Genomic DNA, 24,235 nt, shown 5'->3' with positions numbered 1-24,235 from the left:
TAAAAATAAAATGTCTAAAAAACAAATTATAGAAAAATTATTTAAAGTATGCGTTAAAAGAAATAATTTTGTCTTTGACAATGATTTGGTAAAAGATGTCGTTAAAAAACTCGGCTCAAGCACAAATCCATATGATATGACAAAGATTGACGATATTTCAAAATTGCCCGACAGTATTGTAAAACAAAATTATTTTATAGCTCACTTGGGAGACGGAAAACATAAATTTATTAAAGGCATATCCAAAATATATCATAGTTTTGAAGAAATAACCGACAATGAAATAGTAGAATGGCAGTATAGACCAAGCATATTAAACGATTTTTCTGTTTCGGAGTCAGGTATTTTCTCTTTAGTAAACAATCACCGTATAATACATGATTTTTTATATCAGGATTATGTCGGTATTGTTCCTAAAATGTATAATAGCGAGAGAAAAAGGGGAATATCGTTTGATTATTTTATGGACAGAGAAAAATTGTCTTTCCATAACTTGCAAATTGAAATAGATATGACTTTGGAATACGACGGGTATATTACCGTTTGCGAAGGAAAAAACGCTTCGTCAAAATGGCTGAAAAATTTTAATATATATCAAATATATAATCCTTTCAGGTATTATTATGATTTAAAGCAAAATAACAAATTAAATATCCGAAAACTTACCGCTTGTTATCTTGTTAGGCGCAAAAATAATGGAAGTTCAATAGTAAGATTATATAATTATACATTTGATAATCCATTGGATATTACAAGCATTAAATTGATAAAAAAGAGAGAATATCGTTTAAAAAGAAAAGAGTTTGAAAATGAATAAAATAATAAACCAAGTTTTCAACGAAGATGTTTTCTTGACGTTGAAAAGGCTGCAGGATAACAGTGTTGATATGATTTACGGCGATCCTGATTATAATGTCGGTATAAATTATAATGGTAAAAATTATACTAGGAGATGGAATGAATATATTGAGTGGTATATTGAGTTGACACGCGAAAGTATGCGCGTTTTAAAGCCCGAAGGCAATTTATTTATGATGAATTACCCCAAACAAAATGCGTATTTACGCGTTAAATATTTAGACGATGAAGCTTTTAGCGTTAATGATTATGTTTGGGTGTACAACAGTAATGTAGGGATGTCAAATAAAAAGTTTACTACGGCTCATCGTTCAATTCTGCATGCCACAAAATCAAAAAGCAATAAATTCTATAAAGAGCAAGTGGCTGTTCCTTACCAAAACCCGACGGATAAGAGAATACTGCAAAGAATTTCAGAAGGGTCGTCAGGCCGTATGCCTTATTCTTGGTGGTATTTTGATTTAGTAAAAAACGTTTCAAAAGACAAGACTTTTCATTCTTGCCAAATTCCGCTGAAACTTGTTGAAACGCTTATAAAGGCGGCTACTAAAGAAAACGATGTCGTGCAGATACTTTTTGGCGGTTCAGGTTCAGAAATTATTTTATGTAAACAATTAAAGCGAAATTTCATTTCAAGCGAATTGCATACAAAGTATTACGATATGATAATAGACAGATTAAACAATAACGGCAAGATAGAAGAAAAATACAAATTAAAATTAAGAAAGAATTATAGCAATTCTGATGTTCAATGTCAGCAAATGCTGTTTGAAGAGCAAAGAAAGGCTAAATTCAAATTATAAGTTTAATAAACGCAAACGAGAAAAAAATGCCCGACAAAATAAAAGTTGAAAACTTGAGTTGTTTTTATAACGGCAAACTTGCGCTTGAAGGACTCAATATTAACGTTGCCCGAAACGAAATATTGACTATTATTGGACCTGCAAATTCAGGAAAAACATCATTTTTGCGCACGCTTAACAGAATGAACGATTTTGACCCTAATTATTCACGCAAAGGTGCGGTTTATCTTGACGATGAAAATATTTTTCATATGAACACCGAAAAATTAAGAAAGCGCGTTGGTATGCTTTTTGCTATGCCCATACCTCTTCCTATGAGTATTTATGAAAATATAGTTTACGCTCCAAAAAGGCTTGGGCTTATTTCAAAAAAAAGCGACATGGACAATGTAGTAGAACAAGCTTTAAAAGATGCTTCTCTTTGGGTGGAGGTAAAAGACAGACTTAATTCTTCTGCGATGAAAATGTCAGGCGGGCAGCAGCAAAGGCTTTGTATAGCCCGTATTTTAGCCATTAATCCCGAAGTAATTTTGTTTGACGAACCATGTTCGGGATTAGATCCTATTTCAACGGCCAAAGTTGAAGAGTCGATGGTTGAGCTTAAAGAGAAATATACTATAATTCTTGTTACAAACAATGTAAAGCAAGCCTCACGCGTAGGCGACAGAACGGCATTTTTCTTAATGGGAAAACTTGTGGAAATAGGAAAAACAGGCGAACTATTCGTAGCTCCAAAAGAAAAACAAACGGAAGACTATATAACGGGCAGGTTTGGATAGAGAAAATATATTGTCTTGCATAAACGAAAATGATTAAAAGAATTTTAAAGGTTAGGATTATATGAAAAAAAAGAAGTCGGTTAAATATAAGGAAAATAAAGAGTCAAAAAATGAATTTTTTGTTTCTGATAATGGTGAAAATTATATGTCGCAAATGATTGTTTCCTATGATTATAAAAATCGTATTGAAGAAAGTAACATCATTAATAGGATAAAGGATATTTATTCTAAAGTTGAAATTGATTACTCTTGGTCTTTTTCAAATGCGACTAGAAAAGATACCACATATATTACGCATGGCTATCATCGCTATCCTGCAAAATTTATTCCTCAGGTTGTTTCTAGATTGATAACACAATATACAAAAGAAGGCGATTTTGTAGTTGATCCTTTTGGCGGATGCGGGACAACTGTGCTTGAAGCAAAAGTGATGGGTAGAAATTCTTTAGGAGTGGATATAAATCCAGTTGCCACTTTAATTGCTAAGTCTAAAATGACCGTTATTGAACCTAAAAAACTTGAAATAGAATTTAACATTTTAAAAGATAAACTTGCTTTATATAATGAAAAAATATATATAAAATTACCAGCGCATGATAGGATAGATTACTGGTTTAGATATGAAGAGAAAAAAGAGCTTGCGTTTATATTGTCTAAAATATCTGAAATTAGAGAAAAGGATATAAAGGATTTTTTTTATTGCGCTTTTTCTAATATTTTAAAAAACTGTTCTATATGGATGCAAAAAAGTAATAAACCTACAAGAGATTTTACAAAAATACCGTCAAACCCCATACCGACTTTTTATAAACAAGTAAAGATGATGACGCGCGGCAATCAGAATCTTTATACTTTATTACAAAAAAAATCTTTTTCTAATTTAAGTTCTCAGGTTAGCTGTAACGATGCAAGAAAAATTCCTGTGAAAAATAACTCTGTTGATTTAATTGTCACTTCTCCTCCGTATGTAACTTCTTATGAATATGCAGATTTGCATCAGTTAAGCACATTGTGGTTTGGATATGCGAAAGATTTAAGCGATTTTCGTAAAATCTTTATAGGCACTTCATATTGTGATGAGAACAAAATAAATCTCAATAGTATTCTTGCCGAACAGACAGTTGAAAATTTAGTGCAGCAAGATAAGAAAACGGCTAAAGAGGTCTCAAAATATTTTAGCGATATGAATCAAGTTTTTGTTGAAATGAAAAGAATGTTAAAGAAAGGCGGAAAAACTTGTATTGTGATAGGAAATACAAGTTTGAAAAGAGTTGAGGTCTTAAACGCTGAAGTTTTTACAGAACAATTATTAAATCTTGGATTTAAAATAATTGATATTATTAAACGAGAAATACCTTCAAAAAATCTACCTTCAATCAGAGATGAAAATACAGGAAAATTTGCAAGTTTGAATACTGTAAATAAAAAAATGATTTATCCAACAGAATATATTTTAATTATGGAGAAATAATAATGGAATTTAAAGATTTAGTTAGCCTTTATGAAGATACAAAAAAAGAATATGGCAATAAAGCATATCGGTATATTTCAAAAATTTTATCAAAAGCAAAAGAACAACATTTAAAAGATTTTTTTGGCGATGACCATGAGCAATCTTGGAGAGCGTTTAAAGGTAAAAATCTTGAGAAGTTAATAGAGTATATCATTATTTCAGAGATTGAGAGCATAGGTCTAAAAACTATAAATGGCAATACTTTGGAAAGAAAATTTGCTTCTAAAATGTCAGATGAACTTGCAAAAGTAAAAAGAAATTTATCTATTGATTATGGTAAATTCGGATTACATTTGCCAGACGTTGATATTGTCATATATAACCCTAACAACAGCAAAGTCATCGCCGTATTGTCAATTAAGGTAACGTTAAGAGAAAGAATAGCTCAAACTGGATATTGGAAACTTAAATTATCTGAAGATAATCTAACAAAAAACGTCAAAGTATATTTTATTACATTAGATGAAGATCAAACTCTGAGGTATAATGATGGAAAAAAGAAAGGAAAAGCTATTGTTGAAATAGATACGGACGGCGGTTATGTCTTAAGCGAACACCCAATTGAAGAAACGGATAAAGTGAAAACATTTGACAAGTTTATAGAAGATTTAAAAAAGACAATAAATGAAAGATAAAAAAGATTTAATTATAGAATCTACAACACTTTGGGATTTTCCAAGACAAAATTACGGCAGGATAGCGCACGGGAATAATAAATATAATGGAGTAACTCCAGCTTTTGTAATTTGGAATTTATTGCAAAGATATACAAAAGAAAGAGATTTAGTTGTTGACCCTATGTGCGGCAGTGGAACGACAATAGACGTTGCAAAAGAATTAAAAAGAAGAGTTATTGGTTTTGATTTGAATATTGTAAGAAATGATGTGATTAAAAATGATTCTCGTAAGATTCCATTAAAAGATAATTCTGTGGATTTTGTATTTATAGATTCTCCATACTCTAATAATATTGCATATTCAAACGATAAAAGATGTATAGGCAAGATTTCTTGCGAATCTGTAAATTTCTATGATGAATTAGAAAAAGTTATTGCTGAGATAGCAAGAATTTTAAAACCAAATAAAGTAATGGGCTGGGTAATAGCCGACCAGTGGATAAAGAAAAAGTTTACTCCTACAGGTTTTATATTATGGCAGAGATTAGAAAAATATTTTGATCCAATGGATATTGTCTGTCTGACAAGACATAATCAGACGTCAAATACAAGTTTATGGCATAATCGCGCGCGCAGATTTAACTTTTATCTTAGAGGATTTAAATATTTATTTATAATGAAGAAAAATAAATGATTAGGAACAAGCGATATGACAAACGAAAAAGAATGGGATTTTATTATTTGTGAAACGCATTGTGGAAGCCCTTGTCACAAGAATATAATAAAAAGAGAATTGCTGTTTGGGATGCAATGTGAATTATCAAAACAAAACTTTGATGTGGATTTTTATAAAAAGATAAAAGAAAAATATTTAAGTCTTTGACGCAAAATGATAAGAATGTCGTTGTTTGAGGGCAACAATCAAACTCAGGTGACTTGCATACGGGAGTAAAAAATTGTCAAAAATAGACATAAAAAATTTTAATCTCTATTATACTGATTTTCAGGCTTTAAAAAATATTAACATTTTAATTACTGAAAAAAGAATTACAGCTATGATAGGACCTTCGGGCTGCGGCAAGTCCACGCTTTTGCGTTCTATCAATAGAATTAACGACACTATAGAAGGCGTACGCACGCAAGGAAAAATAATAATAGGCGGAAAAAATATATATAATGGAGGAACGGATATAGACGCGTTAAGAAGAAATGTCGGCATGGTTTTTCAGCGTCCTAATCCGTTTCCAATTTCCGTATATGAAAACGTCGCATTTGGGTTAAAAGTCAATCGCATCGCTTCAAAAAAAAGCGTAATAGATGAGACCGTTCAAAAAAGTTTAGAAGACGTTTTATTATGGAACGATATAAAAGACAAGTTAAAACGTTCCGCTTTGGACTTAAGCCTTGAACAGCAGCAGCGACTGTGCATAGCGCGCGTTATCGCGGTTAAGCCGCATATAATTTTGCTTGATGAACCTTGTTCTTCCTTAGACCCTGTCTCGACACAGCGTATAGAAGAACTGATGCTTGTTCTTAAAGAGAAATATACGATAGTAATAGTAACTCACAATATGCAGCAGGCGGCGAGAGTTTCCGAAGACACAGCGTTTATGCTTTTGGGCGAACTGATAGAATTTGATAAAACGGAAAAAATATTTACCAATCCTTCCCACAAGCAGACTGATGATTATGTCAGCGGGAGATTTGGATAAGGAGGAGTTATGCGGCATTTTGATATGGAAATGAACGATTTACAGACACGTCTTGTTGATATGGCTGAATTAGTCAAGCAGATGATTAAAGCTACCATAGACCAGCTTGTTTTAAGAGATCCAAAACTTTCAGATAGGATTTTTGGGCTTGAAAAAGAAGTAAATATACAAGAAATTGTAATTGATGATAAATGTTTAAAGCTTATAGCTTTAAATCAACCTGTCGGTACTGATTTAAGATTTATAACTTCAGCCATGAGAATAAACAGTGATTTAGAAAGGATGGGTGACGAAGCTGTAAACATAAGTGAAATATCACTGGATTTAATTAAATATCCTGATTTAAAGCCTTTGATAGATATTCCAAAAATGGCAGATATCGTCAAACAGATGGTTGAAGATAGTATTAGAGCTTTTAATACCAGCGATGTTAAACTTGCCAAAGCAGTTTTGGAAAAAGATGATGAAGTTGACGATTTAAAAGATAGAATTTTTACGGATTTAAAAAAATATATGACAAAATCCTCTGATCCAGATACCATACAAAGAGCCATTGATTTAATTCAAGTTGCGCGCAGCCTTGAAAGAATAGGCGACCATTCAACAAATATATGTGAAGATGTTATTTTTATGGTGCATGGCAAGGATGTCAGACACCCGAGAAGATTTAAGTAGTTTTTTGGATGCACTTTAATAGCTTTAAAGTTTTAACTAAAAATTTTTGACAGTGGTAAAATATCTGAATAATATAAAAATTGAAGTTTTTGTTGAAAAATCAATCTGAAAGTTATATAATTTTAAAAATTATATTTAAAGGAACAATCAATGATAAGCGGCAAAGAACCCGTAAATCTTCCATTAGTCCATAAGGGAAAAGTCAGAGATGTTTATGATTTGGGACAAAATTATTTAATTGTCGCTTCGGACAGAATATCTGCTTTTGACTACATCATTCCTACGTTAATCCCAAACAAAGGAAAAGTTTTGCACAAACTTTCAATGTTTTGGTTTAATTTTGTTCAGGGAATACTTCCAAATCACATAATAACAGGTGATTTTGATAATTTTCCTGCTGTACTTAAACACTATGGATATCTTCGCGACAGGGCGATGATAGTCAAAAAAGTAAACAGGATAGATATTGAATGTATAGTCAGGGGATACCTTGCGGGATCAGGCTGGAAAGAATATCAAAAATCAAAGACTGTATGCGGAATAAACCTTCAAGACGGTTTGCAGGAATCGTCAAAACTTTCGGAACCCATTTTCACTCCTTCAAGTAAAGAAGAAGGCGGCAGACATGACGAAAACATATCTTTTGAAGAAACAGTCAAAAGAGTAGGCAAAGATACGGCAGACAATCTCAGAAAATTTTCTATTGAACTTTATAAAAAGGTAAGCGATTATTCTATATCAAAAGGTATAATTCTTGCCGACACTAAACTTGAATTTGGATTTTATGACGATAAATTAATTTTGATAGATGAGATTTTTACTCCAGACTCTTCGCGCTTTTGGGAAGTTGACAAATACCAGATGGGAAAATCACAGGATAGTTTGGATAAACAATACGTAAGAGATTATCTCGAACGCATAAAATGGGACAAGGCTTCCTCACCTCCCGAACTTCCGTCCGAAGTGGTTGAAAAAACTATGGAAAAATATATGGATGCTTATGAAAAACTTACGGGCAGGAAATTTTAAATGTATGAAATAGAAATTTTTCCAAAAGATGGTTTTAAAAATGTTCGCGGAGAACATATTTGCCGCGAAATTTTACAGCTTGGATTTAAATGCGTAAACAAAGTGGAATATTCTCCACTATATAAAATTGATGGACAAATTGACGCAACGCAGGCAAGAATTATAGCTTCAGAACTTTTAAGTGATAAAATAACAGAAAGTCATAATGTGGTAAAAGACGGAATTTTGCATAATGCAGAAATGGCAATTATTGAAGTATGGTTTAAAAAAGGCGTAACCGATACTGTTGCTGAAAGCGTTATAAAAGCTGTAAAAGATTTGGGAATAAATAAAGACATTGTCGTTAAAACTGGACATAAATATTATATTTACGGAAAGGTTTCTAAATCTGTTCTGGACAATATAGCTATGAAGTTACTTGCCAATACGCTAATTCAGGAATATAAAATAAAATGAACTGCGATATTATTGAAATTTTAAATCTATCTGATAAACAGCTTATGAATCTTAGCGATAGGAATGTTCTTTCTCTTTCTCTTGAAGAGATGAAAACCATTCAAAATTATTTCAAAAAACTAAAAAGAAATCCAACTGATGTAGAAATTGAAACCATTGCACAGACATGGAGTGAGCATTGTAAGCATAAAACGCTTACGGGCATTATTGAATATACTCAAATTCAAGGCGGTAAAAAGAGCAAAAAGATTTATAATAACTTTCTCAAAGAGACAATTTTTAAAGCTACCGCAGAACTTAATAAAAAATGGTGTTTGTCCGTGTTTAAAGATAATGCGGGCATTATAGAGTTTGACGATAAAAATGGAGCGGCGTTTAAAGTTGAAACGCATAATCATCCGTCGGCATTAGAGCCTTATGGAGGTTCAGCCACTGGCATAGGTGGAGTTATCAGAGACATTTTAGGCGCCGGGCTTGGCGCAAAGCCTGTGGCAAATACCGATGTATTTTGTTTTGGAAATCCAGATACAAAACCTTCCTGCGTCCCCGAAGGAATGCACCATCCTAAAAGAATAGCAAAGGGCGTAGTTTCAGGAGTCAGAGATTACGGAAATCGCATGGGCATACCTACCGTCAACGGCTCGGTTTATTTTGACGACGGATATATAGCAAATCCTTTAGTTTATTGCGGAACCGCCGGCATAATTCCTAAAACGATGATTAATAAAAAAGTAAAATCTGGGGATTTGGTTTTAGTTGTAGGCGGACGCACGGGCCGTGACGGCATTCACGGTGCTACTTTTTCTTCGGTTCAGCTTGATAAAGAATCTGATGTCAGCGCGGTTCAAATAGGAAATCCCATAATTGAAAAGAAAGTTTTAGACACAATGCTTAAAGCTCGTGATTTGGGTTTATACAGAGCTGTTACCGACTGCGGTGCAGGCGGACTTTCAAGCGCTGTTGGCGAGCTTGGAGAAAAAACTGGAGTAAAAATTGCACTAGAAAGAGTTCCTTTAAAATACGAGGGCTTAAGCCCTTGGGAAATTTGGATTTCCGAGGCACAAGAAAGAATGGTTTTTGCCGTGCCACAGAAAAACAAAAAGAAAATAAAAGAAATCTTTGAAAAAGAAAACGTAGAGGCGACTTTTATCGGCGAATTTATCGGTGACAAAAGACTTACTCTCACGTATAACGGTAAAGTAGTAGCCGATATGAGTATGGACTTTTTGCATAACGGCGTGCCAAAACCTATAAGACCTGCGGTATATGAAGTAAAACAGGAAAACAAGCAAAAACCTGTAAAATTTAATTCAGCAAAACTTTTAAAATCCTTAAAAGCGGTTTTAGCGGATTTAAACGTCTGTTCTAAAGAATGGATTATAAGACAATATGATCACGAAGTTCAGGGGCAAACCGTAATAAAACCTTTACAGGGAAACAGTATTGAAGTTTCAGGTCCCGGCGACGCAGCTGTTATTTGGCCTTATACTGTTGTCAAAGGGACAAAAAAAGGAGTTGTGCTTTCCAACGGATTAAATCCTTGGTACGGAAAAATAAATACGTATAAAATGGCAGCTTCCGCTGTCGAAGAAGCTTTGAGAAACGCCGTAGCCGTCGGTGCAGACATTAATAAAATTTCAGTATTAGACAATTTTTGCTGGGGAAACCCTAACAAGCCTGAAATTTTAGGAAGTCTTGTAAGAGCTGCAAATGCCTGTTACGATATGTCAAAGGCATTCGGCGTTCCATTTATATCGGGAAAAGACAGCCTGCACAACGAGTACTCTATCGGCGGCAAAAAATATTCTATACCGCCCGCGCTTTTAATTTCGGCAATAGGCGTTATCGAAAATGTTGAAAATACCGTAACAATGCCTTTTAAAGAGGGTGCAAACTCTATTTTTATTTTGGGCTATACAAGAAATGAACTAGGTGGTTCGGTATTTTCAAAAATCAATAAAATAAGATACGGTGTAATCCCGTCCGTCTATCCTAAAGAATCGAAAATTATAATGGAAAAAATTCATATGGCTATAAACAAAGGCTTAATTGAAGCCTGTCACGATACAAGTGAAGGCGGTCTTGCCGCGGCGATATGCGAAATGGCTTTTGCCGGGCAAAAAGGTGCATATATTGATATAGATAAAATTTTGACAATCGGCAAAATGACTCATACTGAAATCATGTTTTCAGAAAGCAACGGCAGATTTATTATAGAAGTAAAAAATGAAAACATTGAAAGAATAAAGATGTTATTTAAAGACTGTGCCGTTTCTAAAGTCGGTTTTGTAGGACAAGACGGCAAAGTAATTTTTGAGAGTGCAAAAGAAAAAATAAAAATAAAAGAAAGAAGCGAAAGATTATTAAACTGTTGGAGAAATACTATAAACTGGCATTAAAACTTTGATAAGTAGTGTGCTAAGATGCGGCATTTTTTGTTTGGCGGATGGATACGTGATTTTGTGTAAGTTAGATCATAGTACAAGGAAAACAAAATATGAAAAAAGTTAAAGCATTAATTTTAAGAACGGCGGGGACGAACTGCGATTATGAGACACAGTCGGCCTTTGAGCTTTGCGGTGCTTTAGCAGAAAGGATTCACGTAAACACTTTGATTGAAAAAAAAGATAAAATTTTTGAATACGATATTTTAGCTTTTCCAGGAGGATTTTCTTACGGAGACGATATAGCTTCCGGAAAAATACTTGCAAACGAAGTAAAAAGTGGACTAGGTGACAAAATTAAAAAATTCGCGTTAAGCGGAAAACCCATAATAGGCATTTGCAATGGTTTTCAGGTTTTAGTAAAAATGGGGCTGCTTCCCTATCCCGAAATATTTGAACAGATTTCAACGCTTTCATATAATGATTCAGATAAATTTGAATGCCGTTGGGTTTATTTAAAGCCGCAGAAAAATAATAAAGGCGAATCAATCTGTCTGTGGACAAAAAATATTATTGATATTATCAATCTGCCAGTAGCTCATGGAGAAGGCAAGTTTGTTGTTTCGGATAAAAAGCTGCTAGATGCACTTTATAAAAACAATCAAATAGTTTTTAAATATTGTACAAAAAATGGAAATGAGCCAGACTATCCTTTAGACCCGAACGGTTCGGCACAGAAGATTGCAGGTATATGCAATAAAAAGGGAAATATCTTTGGGCTTATGCCTCACCCCGAAAGATATGTTTACGCCTTACAACATCCCGCAAGAGAAGGTTCTGATGGGGAGTTCGGCTGGGGAAAAGTAATATTTCAAAATGCTGTAAATTTTGTTAAATAATATAAAAGGCGGAATCATGGGTTATTGCATAAATTGTTTATTTCAAGGCGATAACAGTTTGGATGACAACGGAAACGGAAGAATTTTTTGTATGGCCAAAAGAAAATGGATGACAGAAAATGATTCTTGCGAAGATTTTACTGAGTATGCGGATCTCAGTAAAGAGATTCGCAACAAGTATGCTTTTGAAATACGTGATAGAAAAAGCGGCAGCAACAAAATTTCTGCCATGATAAATCAAAATTGGAAAGCTATGATAATGACAATGATAATGGCTTTTTTGATGTTTATGCTCATAGTTAAATTTTTTGATAAGTACATATTTTAGAAGATACGATGTTTATAAGTTTGGAAGTCGTCTAGCTGCGGCAAAGACAGAACTGTTACGAAGTTTCTAAGCCATCCAAGCTTCTTATCTTCAGGAGTTATAGATGAAAGTTTTAGTTATAGGTTCTGGCGGCAGAGAGCATGCTCTCTGCCAGTCATTTGTAAAAAGCGAAAAAGTCGAAAAACTATACTGTGCCTGCGGAAACGGCGGAATCTCTGAAATTGCGGAAATCGTCAATATAAATGTAAATGATTTTGAAAATCTTGCGAATTTTGCTCGGAACAACGATATTGATTTTACATTCGTAGGACCAGAAATTCCTTTGTCGCTTGGAATCGTGGATTATTTTGAAGAAAGGGGATTGAAAATAGTAGGTCCTTCCAAACAGGCATCAATGCTTGAGTCAAGCAAAATCTTTTCCAAAGAATTTATGAATAAATACGATATTCCTACGGCTCGATTTAACAAATTTACAAATACCGCCGCTGCTATAGATTTTCTTTCCTTGCACGATAAAGATAAAAAGATAGTTATAAAAGCCGACGGTCTTGCTGCGGGTAAAGGCGTTTATATCTGTAACGGACGCAAAGAAGCAGAAAATGCCGTAAAGCAGATGATGAACGACAAAATCTTAGGCGATGCAGGAACGAATATTATTATTGAGGAATATATAAGCGGTCAGGAACTTTCATATTTGATTTTTACCGATGGCATTTCTTATTCGATGATGCCTGCTTCACAGGATCATAAAAGAATAAACGACGATGACGAAGGACCAAATACCGGTGGAATGGGTGCTTACGCTCCGGCTCCTTTGGCAGCAGCTGAATTAAATAAAAAAATTGAAGAGAGCATAATAAAAAAAGTTATCAAAGGAATAAAAAAAGAAGGTTTGCAATACAAAGGAATTTTATATGTAGGAGTGATAATAAACGATGGTGAACCGTATGTTTTGGAGTTTAACTGCCGTTTTGGCGATCCAGAAACACAGGTGATACTGCCTTTGCTTGACAGCGATTTGTCAGATATATGTATGGCTATTTTAAATAAAGAGCTTTCAAAAATAGAAATTAAATGGAAAAGAGAAACCACAGTGTGTGTCGTTCTTGCTTCCGGTGGATACCCGCGGAAATTTGAAAGCGGCTTTGAAATAAAAGGGCTTCAAGATGTTAAAGACAAAGATACTATAATTTTTCACGCTGGCACAAAAATTGAAAATGGGAAGACCATTACCTGCGGAGGAAGAGTTCTGGGAGTTATGTCAGCAGCGGGTGATATAAAAAGAGCGATAGACAAAGTTTATTCGCAGGTGAAACTTATATCTTTTGAAAATATGCATTACAGAAAAGACATAGCTCGGAGAGCTTTAAATGGAAAATAGAATTGACGTTGCAATAATTGTGGGTTCTAGTTCGGACATTCCGGTAATAACAGAAATGGTAAAAACACTTAAAGAGTTCGGCTTGTCGTACAGTCTAAATATTGCGTCAGCACACAGAACCACAGAACATTTAAAACAATGTGTTAGAGGCGCTGAAAGCTCTGGAGTAAAAGTTTTCATAACGGCAGCCGGTATGGCAGCTGCATTGCCAGGCGTTGTCGCTGCAGAAACTGTTCTTCCCGTAATAGGTGTGCCTATGGAAAACAAAAATCTTGCAAGCATGGACGCTTTGTTTGCCATAGCTCAGATGCCTAAAGGCGTTCCCGTGGCCTGCATGGCAGTGGGAAAAGCAGGAGCTATAAATGCTGCGATTCTTGCGTCTCAGATTATTGCCGTGTCTGATGACGGACTGAAAGAAAAACTTATAGAATATAAAAGAAAGCAGTCCGAAGCCGTTATAAGAGAGGATTTAAAGCTTCGGAAAGATGGAATAGAAAAATATATGGAAGGTATTAAAAAATAAAATGTCGGAAATTATATTAAATGCTGGAACATTTCAAAAAGCCATAGAAAAAATTTCAAAAGAAGTTATTGAGAAAAATAAAAATTCAAAAGATTTGGCGATAGTGGGAATTCATAACAAAGGCGTTATCATAGCAAAAAGAATTATTTCAGAAATAACAAAACTTTCTTTATCTGAAGAATTAAAAATTCCTTTCGGCACGCTTGATATCACGCTTTACAGAGACGATATTGACGATTTCGGCTCTGACATGCCTATCATAAAAGACACAGTTATTCCTTTTGACATAAGTAAAAAAAACATCGTATTAGTTGATGATGTTCTGTACACGGGAAGGACTGTAAGAGCGGCGCTTGATGTGCTTATGGATTTCGGAAGGCCAAAATCCATTCAGCTTGCCGTTTTAGTTGACAGAGGATACAGAGAACTTCCGATAGAAGCGAATTATGTGGGAGTTCGTTGTCTCAGCAAAGAAAATATTAAAGTCGAATGCTGCGAAACAGACAAAGAAGATAGAGTAATAACTATAAAATAATAGAAAAAGGACTGATTATGTCTCTTAACCGCAAAGATTTGCTTGGTTTGGAACATTTGGACAAAAAAGATTTTCAGACGGTATTGGATTCGGTAAAACCTTTTAAAAGTCTTTTCACAAGATCGGTAAAAAAAGCGCCCACTTTAATCGGCAAAACAGTAGTAACTCTTTTTTATGAACCTTCAACAAGAACAAGAACATCATTTGAAATAGCGGCAAAGAGATTATCCGCCGATGTCGTAAACATTTCTGTCAGCGCTTCAAGCGTCGTAAAAGGCGAAAGCCTTATAGATACTGGCAAAACTCTGGAAGCTATGAAAGCCGACTATATAATAATAAGGCATTCAATGGCTGGAACGCCTGATATTTTGGCTCGTAATCTCAGTGCATCGATAATTAACGCGGGAGATGGTTTTCACGAACACCCGACGCAGGGCTTGCTGGATTTATATACGATGTATGAAAAGAAAAAAAGAATAGAAGGTTTAAAAATTCTTTTGGTGGGCGACATTTTGCATTCAAGAGTGGCAAAATCGAATATTTGGGCCTTGACAAAAATGGGCGCCGAAGTGGCCGTTGCAGGACCTCCGACGCTGATACCGCCACAGATAGAAGGACTTGGAGTTAAAGTTCATTATAATTTGGATGAAGCGATAAAAGAAGCAGATGTAGTAAATATTTTAAGAATACAGCTTGAACGCCAGCAGGAAAATTTGTTTCCTTCGGTGCACGAATACGTTGAACTTTACCAGCTTACGAAAGAAAGGCTTGCAAAAGCCAAGTCCGGGGTTATGGTAATGCACCCGGGCCCCATGAACAGAGGAATAGAAATTTCATCCGATGTGGCTGACAGCCAAAATGCCGTGATTAATGAACAGGTTACAAATGGGATCGCCGTGAGAATGGCAGTTTTATATCTTTTAAAACCAACAAAGGTGAAAAAAAATGCGTCTTCAAATTAAAAATATAAGAATAGTCGATCCATCCCAAAATAAAGATTCGGTTGAAGATTTGTTTATTGAAAACGGCAAAATAGTTTCAAATCTTACTGATGCAGCAAACAGAATTGTTGATGGAAGAGGCAAAATTGCTGTTCCCGGCCTTATAGACGTCCATGCTCATTTGAGAGAACCCGGTCATGAAGGAAAAGAGACCATTAAAACAGGTACGCGTGCGGCGGCAAAAGGAGGCATAACGACAGTTTTTTGTATGCCGAACACAAAACCCGTGATAGATAATGCTCCTACGGTTGAATTCATTTTGCTGAAAGCCCAGAAGGAAGGAGCGATAAATGTTTTTCCGATAGGCTGCGCTACTAAAGGATCAAACGGAGAAGAGCTTTCAGAAATCGGAGTTTTGAAAAAAGCAGGAATCGTGGCAATAAGCGACGACGGTCTTCCTGTGTCTAACTCGCAGATAATGCGCCGCACTTTAGAATATACAAAAATGTTTAAGCTTCCGGTGATTTCTCACAGCGAAGATAAAGAGTTGAGCAGGAACGGCGTCATGAACGAGGGAAGAAATTCGATGATACTAGGCTTGAGGGGAATTCCAAGACAAGCTGAGGAAGTAATGGTAAGTCGCGACATAATGCTTGCCGAGCTTACCAGAGGCTATCTGCACATAGCCCATGTTTCTACGCAGGGGTCTGTTGAACTTGTAAGACAGGCAAAAAAGAAAGGTATAAACGTTACTGCAGAAACATGTCCTCATTATTTTACCTTGACGGACGATGTAGTAAAAGTATATGACGCAAATACGAAAATGAATCCTCCGCTGAGGGAAAAAAGAGATGTGGAAGCCATAAAAGCAGGACTTGCCGACGGCACTATAGATTGTATTGCAACAGACCATGCTCCACATACTCAAGAAGAAAAAAACAGAGAGTTTGATTTGACGCCTTTTGGAATAATAGGATTTGAGACGATGTTAAGCCTTATATTAAATGAACTTGTAGCCTCAAAAATCTTAAGTTTAAATGAAGCGATAGCTAAAATAACTGTAAATCCCGCGAAAATTTTTAATCTTGAAGACAGGGGTTCTTTAAAAACAGGAAGTATTGCGGACATCACAATTATAGATATGGAATATTCGTATGAATTTACGAAAGAAAGCATAATCTCCAAAAGCAAAAACTCGCCTTTTATTGGAAGAAAATTTACAGGCGGCGCAGTTATGACGATAGTCGGCGGAAATATAGTTTACGAGAGATAAAGTAATTCTCATTTTTAAAGATGTGTGGCGGCAAATGGACAATTTTATCCCACAGCCTAGCGGTGTATGGCGCCTTTTCTATGAATAAACGTTTTGATAAAAGCTATAAAATCATTTCCAATAAAGAAGTTTGCGGCGGATATTTTGAACTGAATGTTGATGCTGGAAATGACGTAATTAAAGCATGCGCTCCCGGTTTGTTTTTTATGATTTCCGTACCGGGTGTTTTTTTGCGTCGTCCCATAAGTATTCACAATGCCATAGATGGTATAATTTCATTTTTATATAAAATTGCTGGAGAAGGCACAAGAAAACTTTCTGAAATTAAAACCGGTGAAATTTCAATGCTGGGTCCTCTTGGCAGCGGTTATCCAGTTTCTTGCCACGAGTATACTTCAAAATTTTTTCAAGATTATTATCCTGTAATAGTTGCCGGCGGAACGGGAATAGCTTCGGTTTATTTTCTCGCGTCAAAATTGGAAAACAAGGGAACTTTATTTTATGGCGCTCGTGCAAAAAAAGATTTGTTGTGTTTAGATAAATTCAAAAAACTTGGCTGGAAAGTTATAGTTTCCACAGAAGATGGTTCAAAAGGATACAAAGGGCTTATAACGCAGATATTGGAAAGAAGATTGAAGACAGGATATACTTTGTATATGTGCGGACCTGCAGCAATGATGAAAGCGGTTATAAAAATGGCAAGAGAAAAGAATATATGCGGCTATGCTTCACTTGAAGAAAAAATGGCTTGCGGCATAGGCAGCTGCCAAGGCTGCGCGGTTCAAATCAACGGTCAAAATAAAATGACTTGCAAAGACGGACCTGTTTTTAAAATTGAAGAAATAGAAATATGAAAAAATTATTTTCTTTATTTTTAATCTCAATATTTACGTTTTCATGTACAACAGCGGCAAACATTTTATCCAACAACACAGACAAAGCAGCGTTTTCTGGGGGGGGGGGGGGGGGATTTGAAGGCAAACCACCATATTAAAAAATTTGAGTTACATCATGCAATTCAAGCAGAACCGGGGCCAATACTTGGAATTAAAATATTGGAGACAACAAGCTAAAAATTTTGAGGCAGGAGTGAGAAAATGAATCACACCTATGAAGAAGTAGAAGAGTTAATGAAAAAATACGAAAATAAAGGAGCTTTACTTGACAAAGTAAAAACCGAGAGAAAAATAATTAATATATGCAAAATTTTAGGATTTAAATAATGAAACCAGATCTAAGCATAAATTTTGCGGGAATAAAATTAAAAAATCCTGTACTTTCGGCGTCGGGTACTTTCGGCTATGGGTATGAACTTGCCGATTTAATTCCTTTAAAAAGACTTGGCGGTATCGTTACAAAAACAATTACTTTTGAGTCACGCAGTGGTAATCCTCAGCCCAGAATTGCCGAAGTCGAAGCGGGATTGCTCAATACAATAGGGCTGCAAAATATAGGCGCTAAATCTTTTGTCGGAGAGCCGCTTGAAAAATTATCAAAAATAGGCGTTCCTATTTTTGTAAGCGTGGCGGGTTTTTGTTCAAAAGATTATATTGAAACAGTAAAAATTTTAAGTGCACAAAAAGGAATATCTGCAATAGAATTAAATTTGTCGTGCCCGAATTTGAAAAAGAAAATAATCTGTCACGATTTGCCTTTGATGACCGACATTATAAAAAGTGTCGCAAAAATTTCGAAAGTTCCGCTGATTGCAAAATTATCGCCGCTTATCACTGATATTGCGCAGCTTGCTTTGGCTGCTCAAAATGCTGGCGCAGACGGTGTAACTCTTGCAAACACTTATCCGGCAATGGCTATAGACGTTAAAACTTTCAAACCAAAACTTTCAACCGTTAAAGGCGGAATGTCCGGGTCGTGCATAAAGCCGATGGCATTAAGATGTGTTTATGACACATATCCCGATTTAAAAATTCCAATAATCGGTTGTGGTGGAATAACCACAGGCGAAGACGCCGTAGAGTTTATGCTTGCCGGCGCATCTGCTGTAAGTGTTGGTTCGGCAAGTTTAATATCTCCACAGAATATAGTAAAAGTGATAGACGGCATCAAAGATATATTGAAAGAAAAGAAAATCAAAACAGTTAGAAAAATTATCAGAAAAGTAAATATGTATGATGTCACTTTTTCTAATTGACGGGAAAAAAGGAATAGATATGAAAAAGACAATACTAGCTTTGGACGTTTATGATTTCACAAAAGCAAAAAAGCTTGTCGAAGATACCAAGTATTATATCGATATTTATAAAGTCGGACCGATATTATTTTTGCAATCTGGGCAAGAAATTATTAAAATGATAAAAAATTATGGGAAAGAAGTTTTTCTTGATTTGAAATTTCACGATATACCTGCGACGGTAAAACGTTCTGTGGAATCCGCGGGAAAACTGGGTGTTTACAGTTTAACCGTTCACACTGTAGGTGGAGAAGAGATGCTTAAAGCCGCAGTAAACGTTTTAAACAGACCTAAAATCTGGGCGGTAACAGTGTTGACAAGCCAGATTACATTTCCTGAAGAAGTAATGAAAAGAGCTAAGCTTGCAAAAGAATGCGGTGTTGACGGAGTAATATCTTCTCCGCTGGAAGCCAAATTAATAAAAAAAGAGTGTGGAAAAGAATTTGAAGTTGTCACTCCCGGAATAAGAGTGGCAAAAGCCGATGATGATCAAAAACGTATATCTTCTCCAGAAGCTGCCGTCAGAGCCGGAGCTGATTTTATAGTCGTCGGGAGACCTATTCTTGAAGCCGATAATTTCGCACAGGCTGCAAAAAATATTTATGAATCTATTAAAGGGTTGTAAAGTGGATCAAAACGAAGTAAAAGAACTTTTTAAAAAAAATAACGCTTTGCTCAGTGGTCATTTTTTACTTTCTAGCGGATTGCATTCTGATACATATTTTCAGTCGGCTTTGATTTTGCAATATCCTCGTGAAGCGGAAAAGCTTGCCGCAGAACTTTCAAAAAAAGTTAAAGAAAAGGAAATAAAAGTTGATCTCATTGTTTCTCCAGCCATGGGAGGAATCATTATAGGACATGAGATAGGAAGAGCGCTCGGAGTGAGAGCGATATTTACCGAAAGAGTTGACGGAAAAGTGATGCTCAGAAGAGGCTTTTTTGCTGATAAAGGAGCTAAGGCACTTGTCGCTGAAGATGTTGTTACGACGGGACTTTCCACAAAGGAAGTTATAGACGCGCTTGCAAATTACGGAGTTGAAATCGCAGCAGTTGTTTCTCTTGTCGATAGAAGTGCGGGAAAAGTTGATTTCGGAGTTCCTCGATTTTCATTGTTAAGTTTAGACATAAAAAGTTATAAAGCCGAAGAATGCCCCATGTGCCGCGAAGGTGGTTTGCCTGTAAAGCCCGGAAGCAGAAAATAAAAATTTCATGTATTCGGAGGACAAATGTCGATTACTTATAAGAAAGCTGGTGTTAATATTGAAGCGGGGAACGAGCTTGTTAAAAGAATAAGAAAGAATTTTCCGTCGATAGGAGGATTTGGCGGATTGTTTGCACTTCCAGAAAGCAAATATAATCTGGTAAGTTCCGCTGATGGAGTAGGTACAAAATTGAAACTCGCCTTTCTTATAAATAAACATGATACCGTAGGTATAGATCTCGTGGCAATGAACGTAAACGATTTAATTTGCTGCGGGGCAAGACCTCTGTTTTTTCTCGACTATTTTGCATGCGGAAAACTTAATGTAAAACAAGTCGAGGAAGTTATTAAAGGAATATCAAAAGGCTGTGAGCAGTCCGGTACAAAACTTATTGGAGGAGAAACTGCCGAAATGCCAGGATTTTACAAAGATGGTGAGTATGATTTGGCTGGCTTTTCGGTTGGAATCGTTGAAAAAGGCAAAGAAATTACCGGAGATAAAATAAAACCAGAAGATGTTGTGGTAGGTCTTCCATCAAGCGGTCCCCATTCTAATGGATATTCTCTTATAAGAAAGATATTTTCCGATAAAGAACTAAAAAAGTATTCCAAACAGCTTCTTGCTCCCACAAAAATATATGTCAAAGAAATAATCGCCGCAATATCCGAATTTAAACAAAACATAACCGGCATAGCTCATATTACCGGCGGAAGTTTTTATGATAAAATAAGCAGAATTCTTCCAGAAAACCGTAAAGTAATAATAGAGAAAAACTCGTGGGCAGTTCCTGAAATTTTTGAAATCATACGACAGAAAGGGAAAGTTTCACAGAAGGATATTTACAGAACGCTTAATATGGGAATAGGTATGGCTGTTATAGTAAAACCTGAAGCAGCACTTCGGATAAAAAAGTTTTTTAAACACGCAGAAGTTATAGGTTATGTCAAAAAGGATAAAAAAGGCGTAGAGATAATGTAAGAAGGGGGTGATTAATATGGAAAAACAAGAAATTATCAAAGATATGGAGAAGTTTATAAATCGTATTGATGTGTTAAAGGCCGAAAGCGGGCCAAAAGCCAGCGATTTTATTAAATGGGTAAGAGAAGTTAAACAATTTATTGAAAAAACTTATGGGGCTGATCATGATCAACTCAGAGCTTTCAAAAAAATAGATTACTATCCAAAACAGTTTGATATTTTATCCTCTGAAGCCTCTTTCAAAAAAGCTTGGATAGAAGGATTAATGATTGCCAAAGACATTCTTGAAAATTTAAAAGCCGATGCTGAAGGCATTTCCAGAACCCAGAAAGAAAAGTCGGATGAAAGAAATGGAAGACCTCAGGAAAACGCGGAATCGTCGACATCCACAACACAAACACTGCCTTCAGCAATTAAAGAAGAGAAAAAGGAAGAAAAAAGTTCGGACAAAAAAGGAGTATTAGCAAAAGGTAAAAAAGTTCTTCTTATAAATATTGAGGATAGGAAACTAAAAGAGTATATTTTTACTTTCATAAAAAAAATGGGCTACGAACCATTAACAGTTGACCCTAATGCCGAAAGAGATGTTTTTATTACCGATACGCTCGCATTTTCTATAAAAGAAGAACCAGCTTTTGCTATCATTAATTGGAAAGGCGACCTTGACTATAACGGAAAAAAAATACCTAAGCCATGCATTACTTTTAGCACTGGTTTTTATGTGGCAAAGCTTACCAGCAGGAAAGTTTTAATAATTTCCCGAGATGATATAGAGTTTTATGATGAAAATTATGGTGGTCTGAACTTTCTTGAAATAGATGACATTAAAGAGCTTATGGAACTTAAGCTTGCAAGGGAAATGGATGCGGCCGGACTAAATATAGATTTTAATTTTTTAAAGAAAGAATAATATGAAAAAAATCGCTATATTAGTTTCCGGCGGCGGTTCAAACATGCAGGCTATAATAGATTCCACAAAAAGTGGTGTTCTGAAATCTACTGCGGAGGTAGTTTTAGTTATTTCAAATAATCCGAACGCTTATGCTTTGGAAAGAGCAAAAAAAGAAAATATAAAATCCGTATGTGTAGAGAGAAAAAATTATGTGGACGAACTTTCTTTTAACGCGGAAATTTTAAAAACTCTTAAAGAAAATGCTGCGGATTTTATATGTCTGGCCGGATATATGAGAATTGTCGGAGGTAATATAATAAGCGCTTATCGAAATAGAATTTTAAATATTCATCCGTCACTTTTACCTAAATTCGGAGGGAAAGGAATGTATGGACACCACGTACATGAAGCTGTCATAAAAGCAAAGGAAAAAAAATCAGGAGCCACTGTTCATTTTGCCGATGAAAATTATGACTGTGGTAAAGTGATTATGCAAAAAGAAGTACCTGTTTTTGACGATGATACCGTGCAGCTTTTGTCTGCAAGAATTTTGAAAACTGAACATCAGATTTATCCGATCGCAATAAAGAAAGTGATAGAAAATATAAATAAAGGGGTTTAACCAAAATGATTCCGCGTTACAGCAAGCCTGAAATGGCGGCGATTTGGTCTGAAGAAAATAGATTTCAGAAGATGTTAGAAGTTGAAATATTTGCGGCAGAAGCTATGTCTAAACGCGGGCTTGTGCCTAAAAAAGCCGTTGAAACCGTAAAAAAGAAAGCTAAAATCAACGTTAAAAGAATCAATGAAATAGAGGCTGTAGTAAAGCACGATGTCATAGCTTTTTTGTCGGCTGTGGTTGAAACTACAGGTCCCGACGGCAGATTTTTGCATCTAGGTATGACTTCTTCGGATGTTTTAGACACTGCCACAGGCGCGCAGTTAAGGCAGTCTATGCTCCTTATAATACAAGAAACAAAAAAACTTGCCGCAGAACTTTCCAAGTTAGCAAAAAAATATAAAATGACACCTATTATGGGGAGAACGCACGGCGTTCATGCCGAACCTACGACGTTTGGTTTAAAAATAGCGGGATTTTACAGCGAAATAAAAAGAAATATCGCAAGGCTTGAGCACACTCTTGAAACTGTAAGCTATGGAAAAATTTCAGGCGCTGTAGGAACTATGGCGCATTTAAGCCCGTCTATAGAAAAATACGTATGTCAAAAAATGAGACTAAAACCGGAACCCGTTTCAACGCAGATTATTCCGCGCGATAGACATTCTGACTACTTTTCAACAATAGCTCATTTAGGTGCGTCTCTTGAAAGAATAGCTGTTGAAATAAGGCATTTACAAAGAACAGAAGTATCCGAAGCCGAAGAACCTTTTACAAAAGGACAAAAAGGTTCGTCGGCAATGCCGCATAAAAGAAACCCGATAATTTCTGAAAACATTTGCGGACTTGCAAGACTTTTAAGGGGATATGCGCAAACCGCTATGGAAAACATCGCTCTGTGGCATGAGCGGGATATCAGCCATTCTTCAACGGAAAGAATAATGCTGCCCGATGCATCTCTTGCAATATATTATATGCTTGTCAGAATGTGTGGGCTTATAGCGGGGCTTAACGTCTATCCTCGCAATATGCAGGCAAATTTAGACAAAACAAAAGACGTAATTTTTTCCGGCGCAATTTTACTTTCTTTAGTGAACAAAGGGCTTACAAGAGAAGCCGCCTACACTATTACACAGGCATCGGCTTTTGATGCAAGAGAAAATAAAATTTCTATGGAACAGGCCTGTTTAAAAAATGCCGAGATAAAAAAATATTTAACCGCAGCGGAAATTAAAAGTGACTGCGATTTAAAATCCCAATATAAGAATATAGACTATATTTTTAATAGAGTTTTTAAAAATAAGTTATAATCGCCATTACTTTTTACTCTTAAATTTCGCTATTTTTTTATTAAACTGACGAAGTCAAGCAATAGGATTATGCTTTTACAAAAGATATAAAAATAAAAAGGCAAATACCCCGTTAGGCAAGCCTGCCCCCATTTTTAGAAAAAGGTGTGGCAGAAGACTGTGTCTTCTGACGGGGTATTTAGTTGTTGATGTTACTGTTAAATTTTCATATTGTATTATATGTAATATGAAAAACATTTAAAATGGAGCTGGAAATGCCAAAGGTAGATTATATAGTTCCTGAATTTAATAAATTAAAATTTAAGGAACTTTTTAAAAACTTGGATTTTAAAGAAGA

Annotated in this window: 28 protein-coding genes; all 28 read left to right on the top strand. The window is 35.5% G+C overall.

Translation table 11 applies throughout. The features are described from left to right. Nucleotides 1–10 precede the first annotated feature (10 nt). Nucleotides 11–817 carry a hypothetical protein gene (locus LBD46_02410; protein MDR2426022.1) on the top strand — a complete coding sequence of 269 codons (807 nt, stop codon included), beginning with the start codon at nt 11–13 and terminating at the stop codon, nt 815–817. After that, nucleotides 810–1,661, top strand: a complete 852-nt coding sequence (locus tag LBD46_02405) for a site-specific DNA-methyltransferase (GenBank protein MDR2426021.1) — start codon at nt 810–812, stop codon at nt 1,659–1,661. Before LBD46_02410 ends, LBD46_02405 begins: the two co-directional genes overlap by 8 nt. Before the next feature lie 26 nt (nt 1,662–1,687). Continuing rightward, nucleotides 1,688–2,440, top strand: coding sequence for a phosphate ABC transporter ATP-binding protein (locus tag LBD46_02400; protein ID MDR2426020.1), 753 nt, complete (start codon nt 1,688–1,690; stop codon nt 2,438–2,440). 61 nt (nt 2,441–2,501) lie between these two features. Continuing rightward, the gene (locus tag LBD46_02395; protein ID MDR2426019.1) at nt 2,502–3,911 is read left to right on the top strand and encodes a site-specific DNA-methyltransferase; all 1,410 of its coding nucleotides are present in this window, start codon (nt 2,502–2,504) and stop codon (nt 3,909–3,911) included. Nucleotides 3,912–3,913: 2 nt separating this feature from the next. Next, complete coding sequence (locus LBD46_02390) at nt 3,914–4,588, top strand: BsaWI family type II restriction enzyme (protein MDR2426018.1); 675 nt, start codon at nt 3,914–3,916, stop codon at nt 4,586–4,588. Next, nucleotides 4,578–5,264: a methyltransferase domain-containing protein gene (locus LBD46_02385; protein ID MDR2426017.1), complete on the top strand. Its 687-nt coding sequence runs from the start codon at nt 4,578–4,580 to the stop codon at nt 5,262–5,264. The genes LBD46_02390 and LBD46_02385 overlap by 11 nt, the downstream gene beginning before the upstream one ends. 15 nt (nt 5,265–5,279) lie before the next feature. Next, nucleotides 5,280–5,453, top strand: coding sequence for a hypothetical protein (locus LBD46_02380; GenBank protein ID MDR2426016.1), 174 nt, complete (start codon nt 5,280–5,282; stop codon nt 5,451–5,453). A gap of 73 nt (nt 5,454–5,526) precedes the next feature. Continuing rightward, nucleotides 5,527–6,282, top strand: a complete 756-nt coding sequence (pstB, locus tag LBD46_02375) for a phosphate ABC transporter ATP-binding protein PstB (GenBank protein ID MDR2426015.1) — start codon at nt 5,527–5,529, stop codon at nt 6,280–6,282. Nucleotides 6,283–6,291: 9 nt separating this feature from the next. Next, entirely contained in the window at nt 6,292–6,957 is a 666-nt protein-coding gene (gene phoU, locus LBD46_02370; protein MDR2426014.1) for a phosphate signaling complex protein PhoU, read from the top strand. A gap of 150 nt (nt 6,958–7,107) precedes the next feature. After that, nucleotides 7,108–7,986 carry a phosphoribosylaminoimidazolesuccinocarboxamide synthase gene (locus tag LBD46_02365; protein ID MDR2426013.1) on the top strand — a complete coding sequence of 293 codons (879 nt, stop codon included), beginning with the start codon at nt 7,108–7,110 and terminating at the stop codon, nt 7,984–7,986. Further along, entirely contained in the window at nt 7,987–8,442 is a 456-nt protein-coding gene (locus tag LBD46_02360; protein MDR2426012.1) for a phosphoribosylformylglycinamidine synthase subunit PurS, read from the top strand. Continuing rightward, on the top strand, nt 8,439–10,841 hold the full coding sequence (gene purL, locus LBD46_02355; protein MDR2426011.1) for a phosphoribosylformylglycinamidine synthase subunit PurL: 2,403 nt from the start codon (nt 8,439–8,441) through the stop codon (nt 10,839–10,841). Before LBD46_02360 ends, purL begins: the two co-directional genes overlap by 4 nt. A gap of 98 nt (nt 10,842–10,939) precedes the next feature. Beyond that, nucleotides 10,940–11,725: a phosphoribosylformylglycinamidine synthase I gene (gene purQ, locus LBD46_02350; protein MDR2426010.1), complete on the top strand. Its 786-nt coding sequence runs from the start codon at nt 10,940–10,942 to the stop codon at nt 11,723–11,725. A gap of 16 nt (nt 11,726–11,741) precedes the next feature. Then, a complete protein-coding gene (locus tag LBD46_02345; protein ID MDR2426009.1) occupies nt 11,742–12,053 on the top strand; it encodes a hypothetical protein in 312 nt (103 codons plus the stop codon). 103 nt (nt 12,054–12,156) lie between these two features. Further along, nucleotides 12,157–13,434, top strand: coding sequence for a phosphoribosylamine--glycine ligase (purD, locus tag LBD46_02340; GenBank protein MDR2426008.1), 1,278 nt, complete (start codon nt 12,157–12,159; stop codon nt 13,432–13,434). Further along, the gene (purE, locus tag LBD46_02335) at nt 13,424–13,957 is read left to right on the top strand and encodes a 5-(carboxyamino)imidazole ribonucleotide mutase (GenBank protein MDR2426007.1); all 534 of its coding nucleotides are present in this window, start codon (nt 13,424–13,426) and stop codon (nt 13,955–13,957) included. The genes purD and purE overlap by 11 nt, the downstream gene beginning before the upstream one ends. A gap of 1 nt (nt 13,958) precedes the next feature. After that, nucleotides 13,959–14,492, top strand: a complete 534-nt coding sequence (gene pyrR / locus LBD46_02330) for a bifunctional pyr operon transcriptional regulator/uracil phosphoribosyltransferase PyrR (protein ID MDR2426006.1) — start codon at nt 13,959–13,961, stop codon at nt 14,490–14,492. Between the two features lie 17 nt (nt 14,493–14,509). Next, nucleotides 14,510–15,454: an aspartate carbamoyltransferase catalytic subunit gene (locus LBD46_02325; protein MDR2426005.1), complete on the top strand. Its 945-nt coding sequence runs from the start codon at nt 14,510–14,512 to the stop codon at nt 15,452–15,454. Then, the gene (locus tag LBD46_02320) at nt 15,438–16,706 is read left to right on the top strand and encodes a dihydroorotase (protein ID MDR2426004.1); all 1,269 of its coding nucleotides are present in this window, start codon (nt 15,438–15,440) and stop codon (nt 16,704–16,706) included. The genes LBD46_02325 and LBD46_02320 overlap by 17 nt, the downstream gene beginning before the upstream one ends. Before the next feature lie 80 nt (nt 16,707–16,786). Beyond that, nucleotides 16,787–17,560: a dihydroorotate dehydrogenase electron transfer subunit gene (locus LBD46_02315; protein ID MDR2426003.1), complete on the top strand. Its 774-nt coding sequence runs from the start codon at nt 16,787–16,789 to the stop codon at nt 17,558–17,560. Further along, the gene (locus tag LBD46_02310) at nt 17,557–17,700 is read left to right on the top strand and encodes a hypothetical protein (protein ID MDR2426002.1); all 144 of its coding nucleotides are present in this window, start codon (nt 17,557–17,559) and stop codon (nt 17,698–17,700) included. Before LBD46_02315 ends, LBD46_02310 begins: the two co-directional genes overlap by 4 nt. A 228-nt stretch (nt 17,701–17,928) precedes the next feature. After that, nucleotides 17,929–18,858 (top strand): dihydroorotate dehydrogenase, encoded by a 930-nt coding sequence (locus tag LBD46_02305; protein ID MDR2426001.1) that lies wholly within the window; start codon nt 17,929–17,931, stop codon nt 18,856–18,858. A 19-nt stretch (nt 18,859–18,877) separates the two neighbouring features. After that, entirely contained in the window at nt 18,878–19,522 is a 645-nt protein-coding gene (gene pyrF, locus LBD46_02300; protein MDR2426000.1) for an orotidine-5'-phosphate decarboxylase, read from the top strand. A 1-nt stretch (nt 19,523) separates the two neighbouring features. Further along, entirely contained in the window at nt 19,524–20,099 is a 576-nt protein-coding gene (pyrE, locus tag LBD46_02295) for an orotate phosphoribosyltransferase (protein ID MDR2425999.1), read from the top strand. A gap of 24 nt (nt 20,100–20,123) precedes the next feature. Continuing rightward, the gene (gene purM, locus LBD46_02290; GenBank protein MDR2425998.1) at nt 20,124–21,077 is read left to right on the top strand and encodes a phosphoribosylformylglycinamidine cyclo-ligase; all 954 of its coding nucleotides are present in this window, start codon (nt 20,124–20,126) and stop codon (nt 21,075–21,077) included. 16 nt (nt 21,078–21,093) lie between these two features. After that, on the top strand, nt 21,094–21,987 hold the full coding sequence (locus LBD46_02285; GenBank protein ID MDR2425997.1) for a hypothetical protein: 894 nt from the start codon (nt 21,094–21,096) through the stop codon (nt 21,985–21,987). A gap of 1 nt (nt 21,988) precedes the next feature. Next, on the top strand, nt 21,989–22,591 hold the full coding sequence (purN, locus tag LBD46_02280) for a phosphoribosylglycinamide formyltransferase (protein MDR2425996.1): 603 nt from the start codon (nt 21,989–21,991) through the stop codon (nt 22,589–22,591). A 5-nt stretch (nt 22,592–22,596) separates the two neighbouring features. Continuing rightward, nucleotides 22,597–23,898 carry an adenylosuccinate lyase gene (gene purB / locus LBD46_02275; GenBank protein ID MDR2425995.1) on the top strand — a complete coding sequence of 434 codons (1,302 nt, stop codon included), beginning with the start codon at nt 22,597–22,599 and terminating at the stop codon, nt 23,896–23,898. The last annotated feature ends 337 nt before the right edge of the window (nt 23,899–24,235 follow it).

The organism is Candidatus Endomicrobium procryptotermitis, assembly GCA_031279415.1.
GTDB classification, from domain to species: domain Bacteria; phylum Elusimicrobiota; class Endomicrobiia; order Endomicrobiales; family Endomicrobiaceae; genus Endomicrobium_B; species Endomicrobium_B procryptotermitis.
This window is presented reverse-complemented; position numbering and strand designations above follow the sequence as displayed.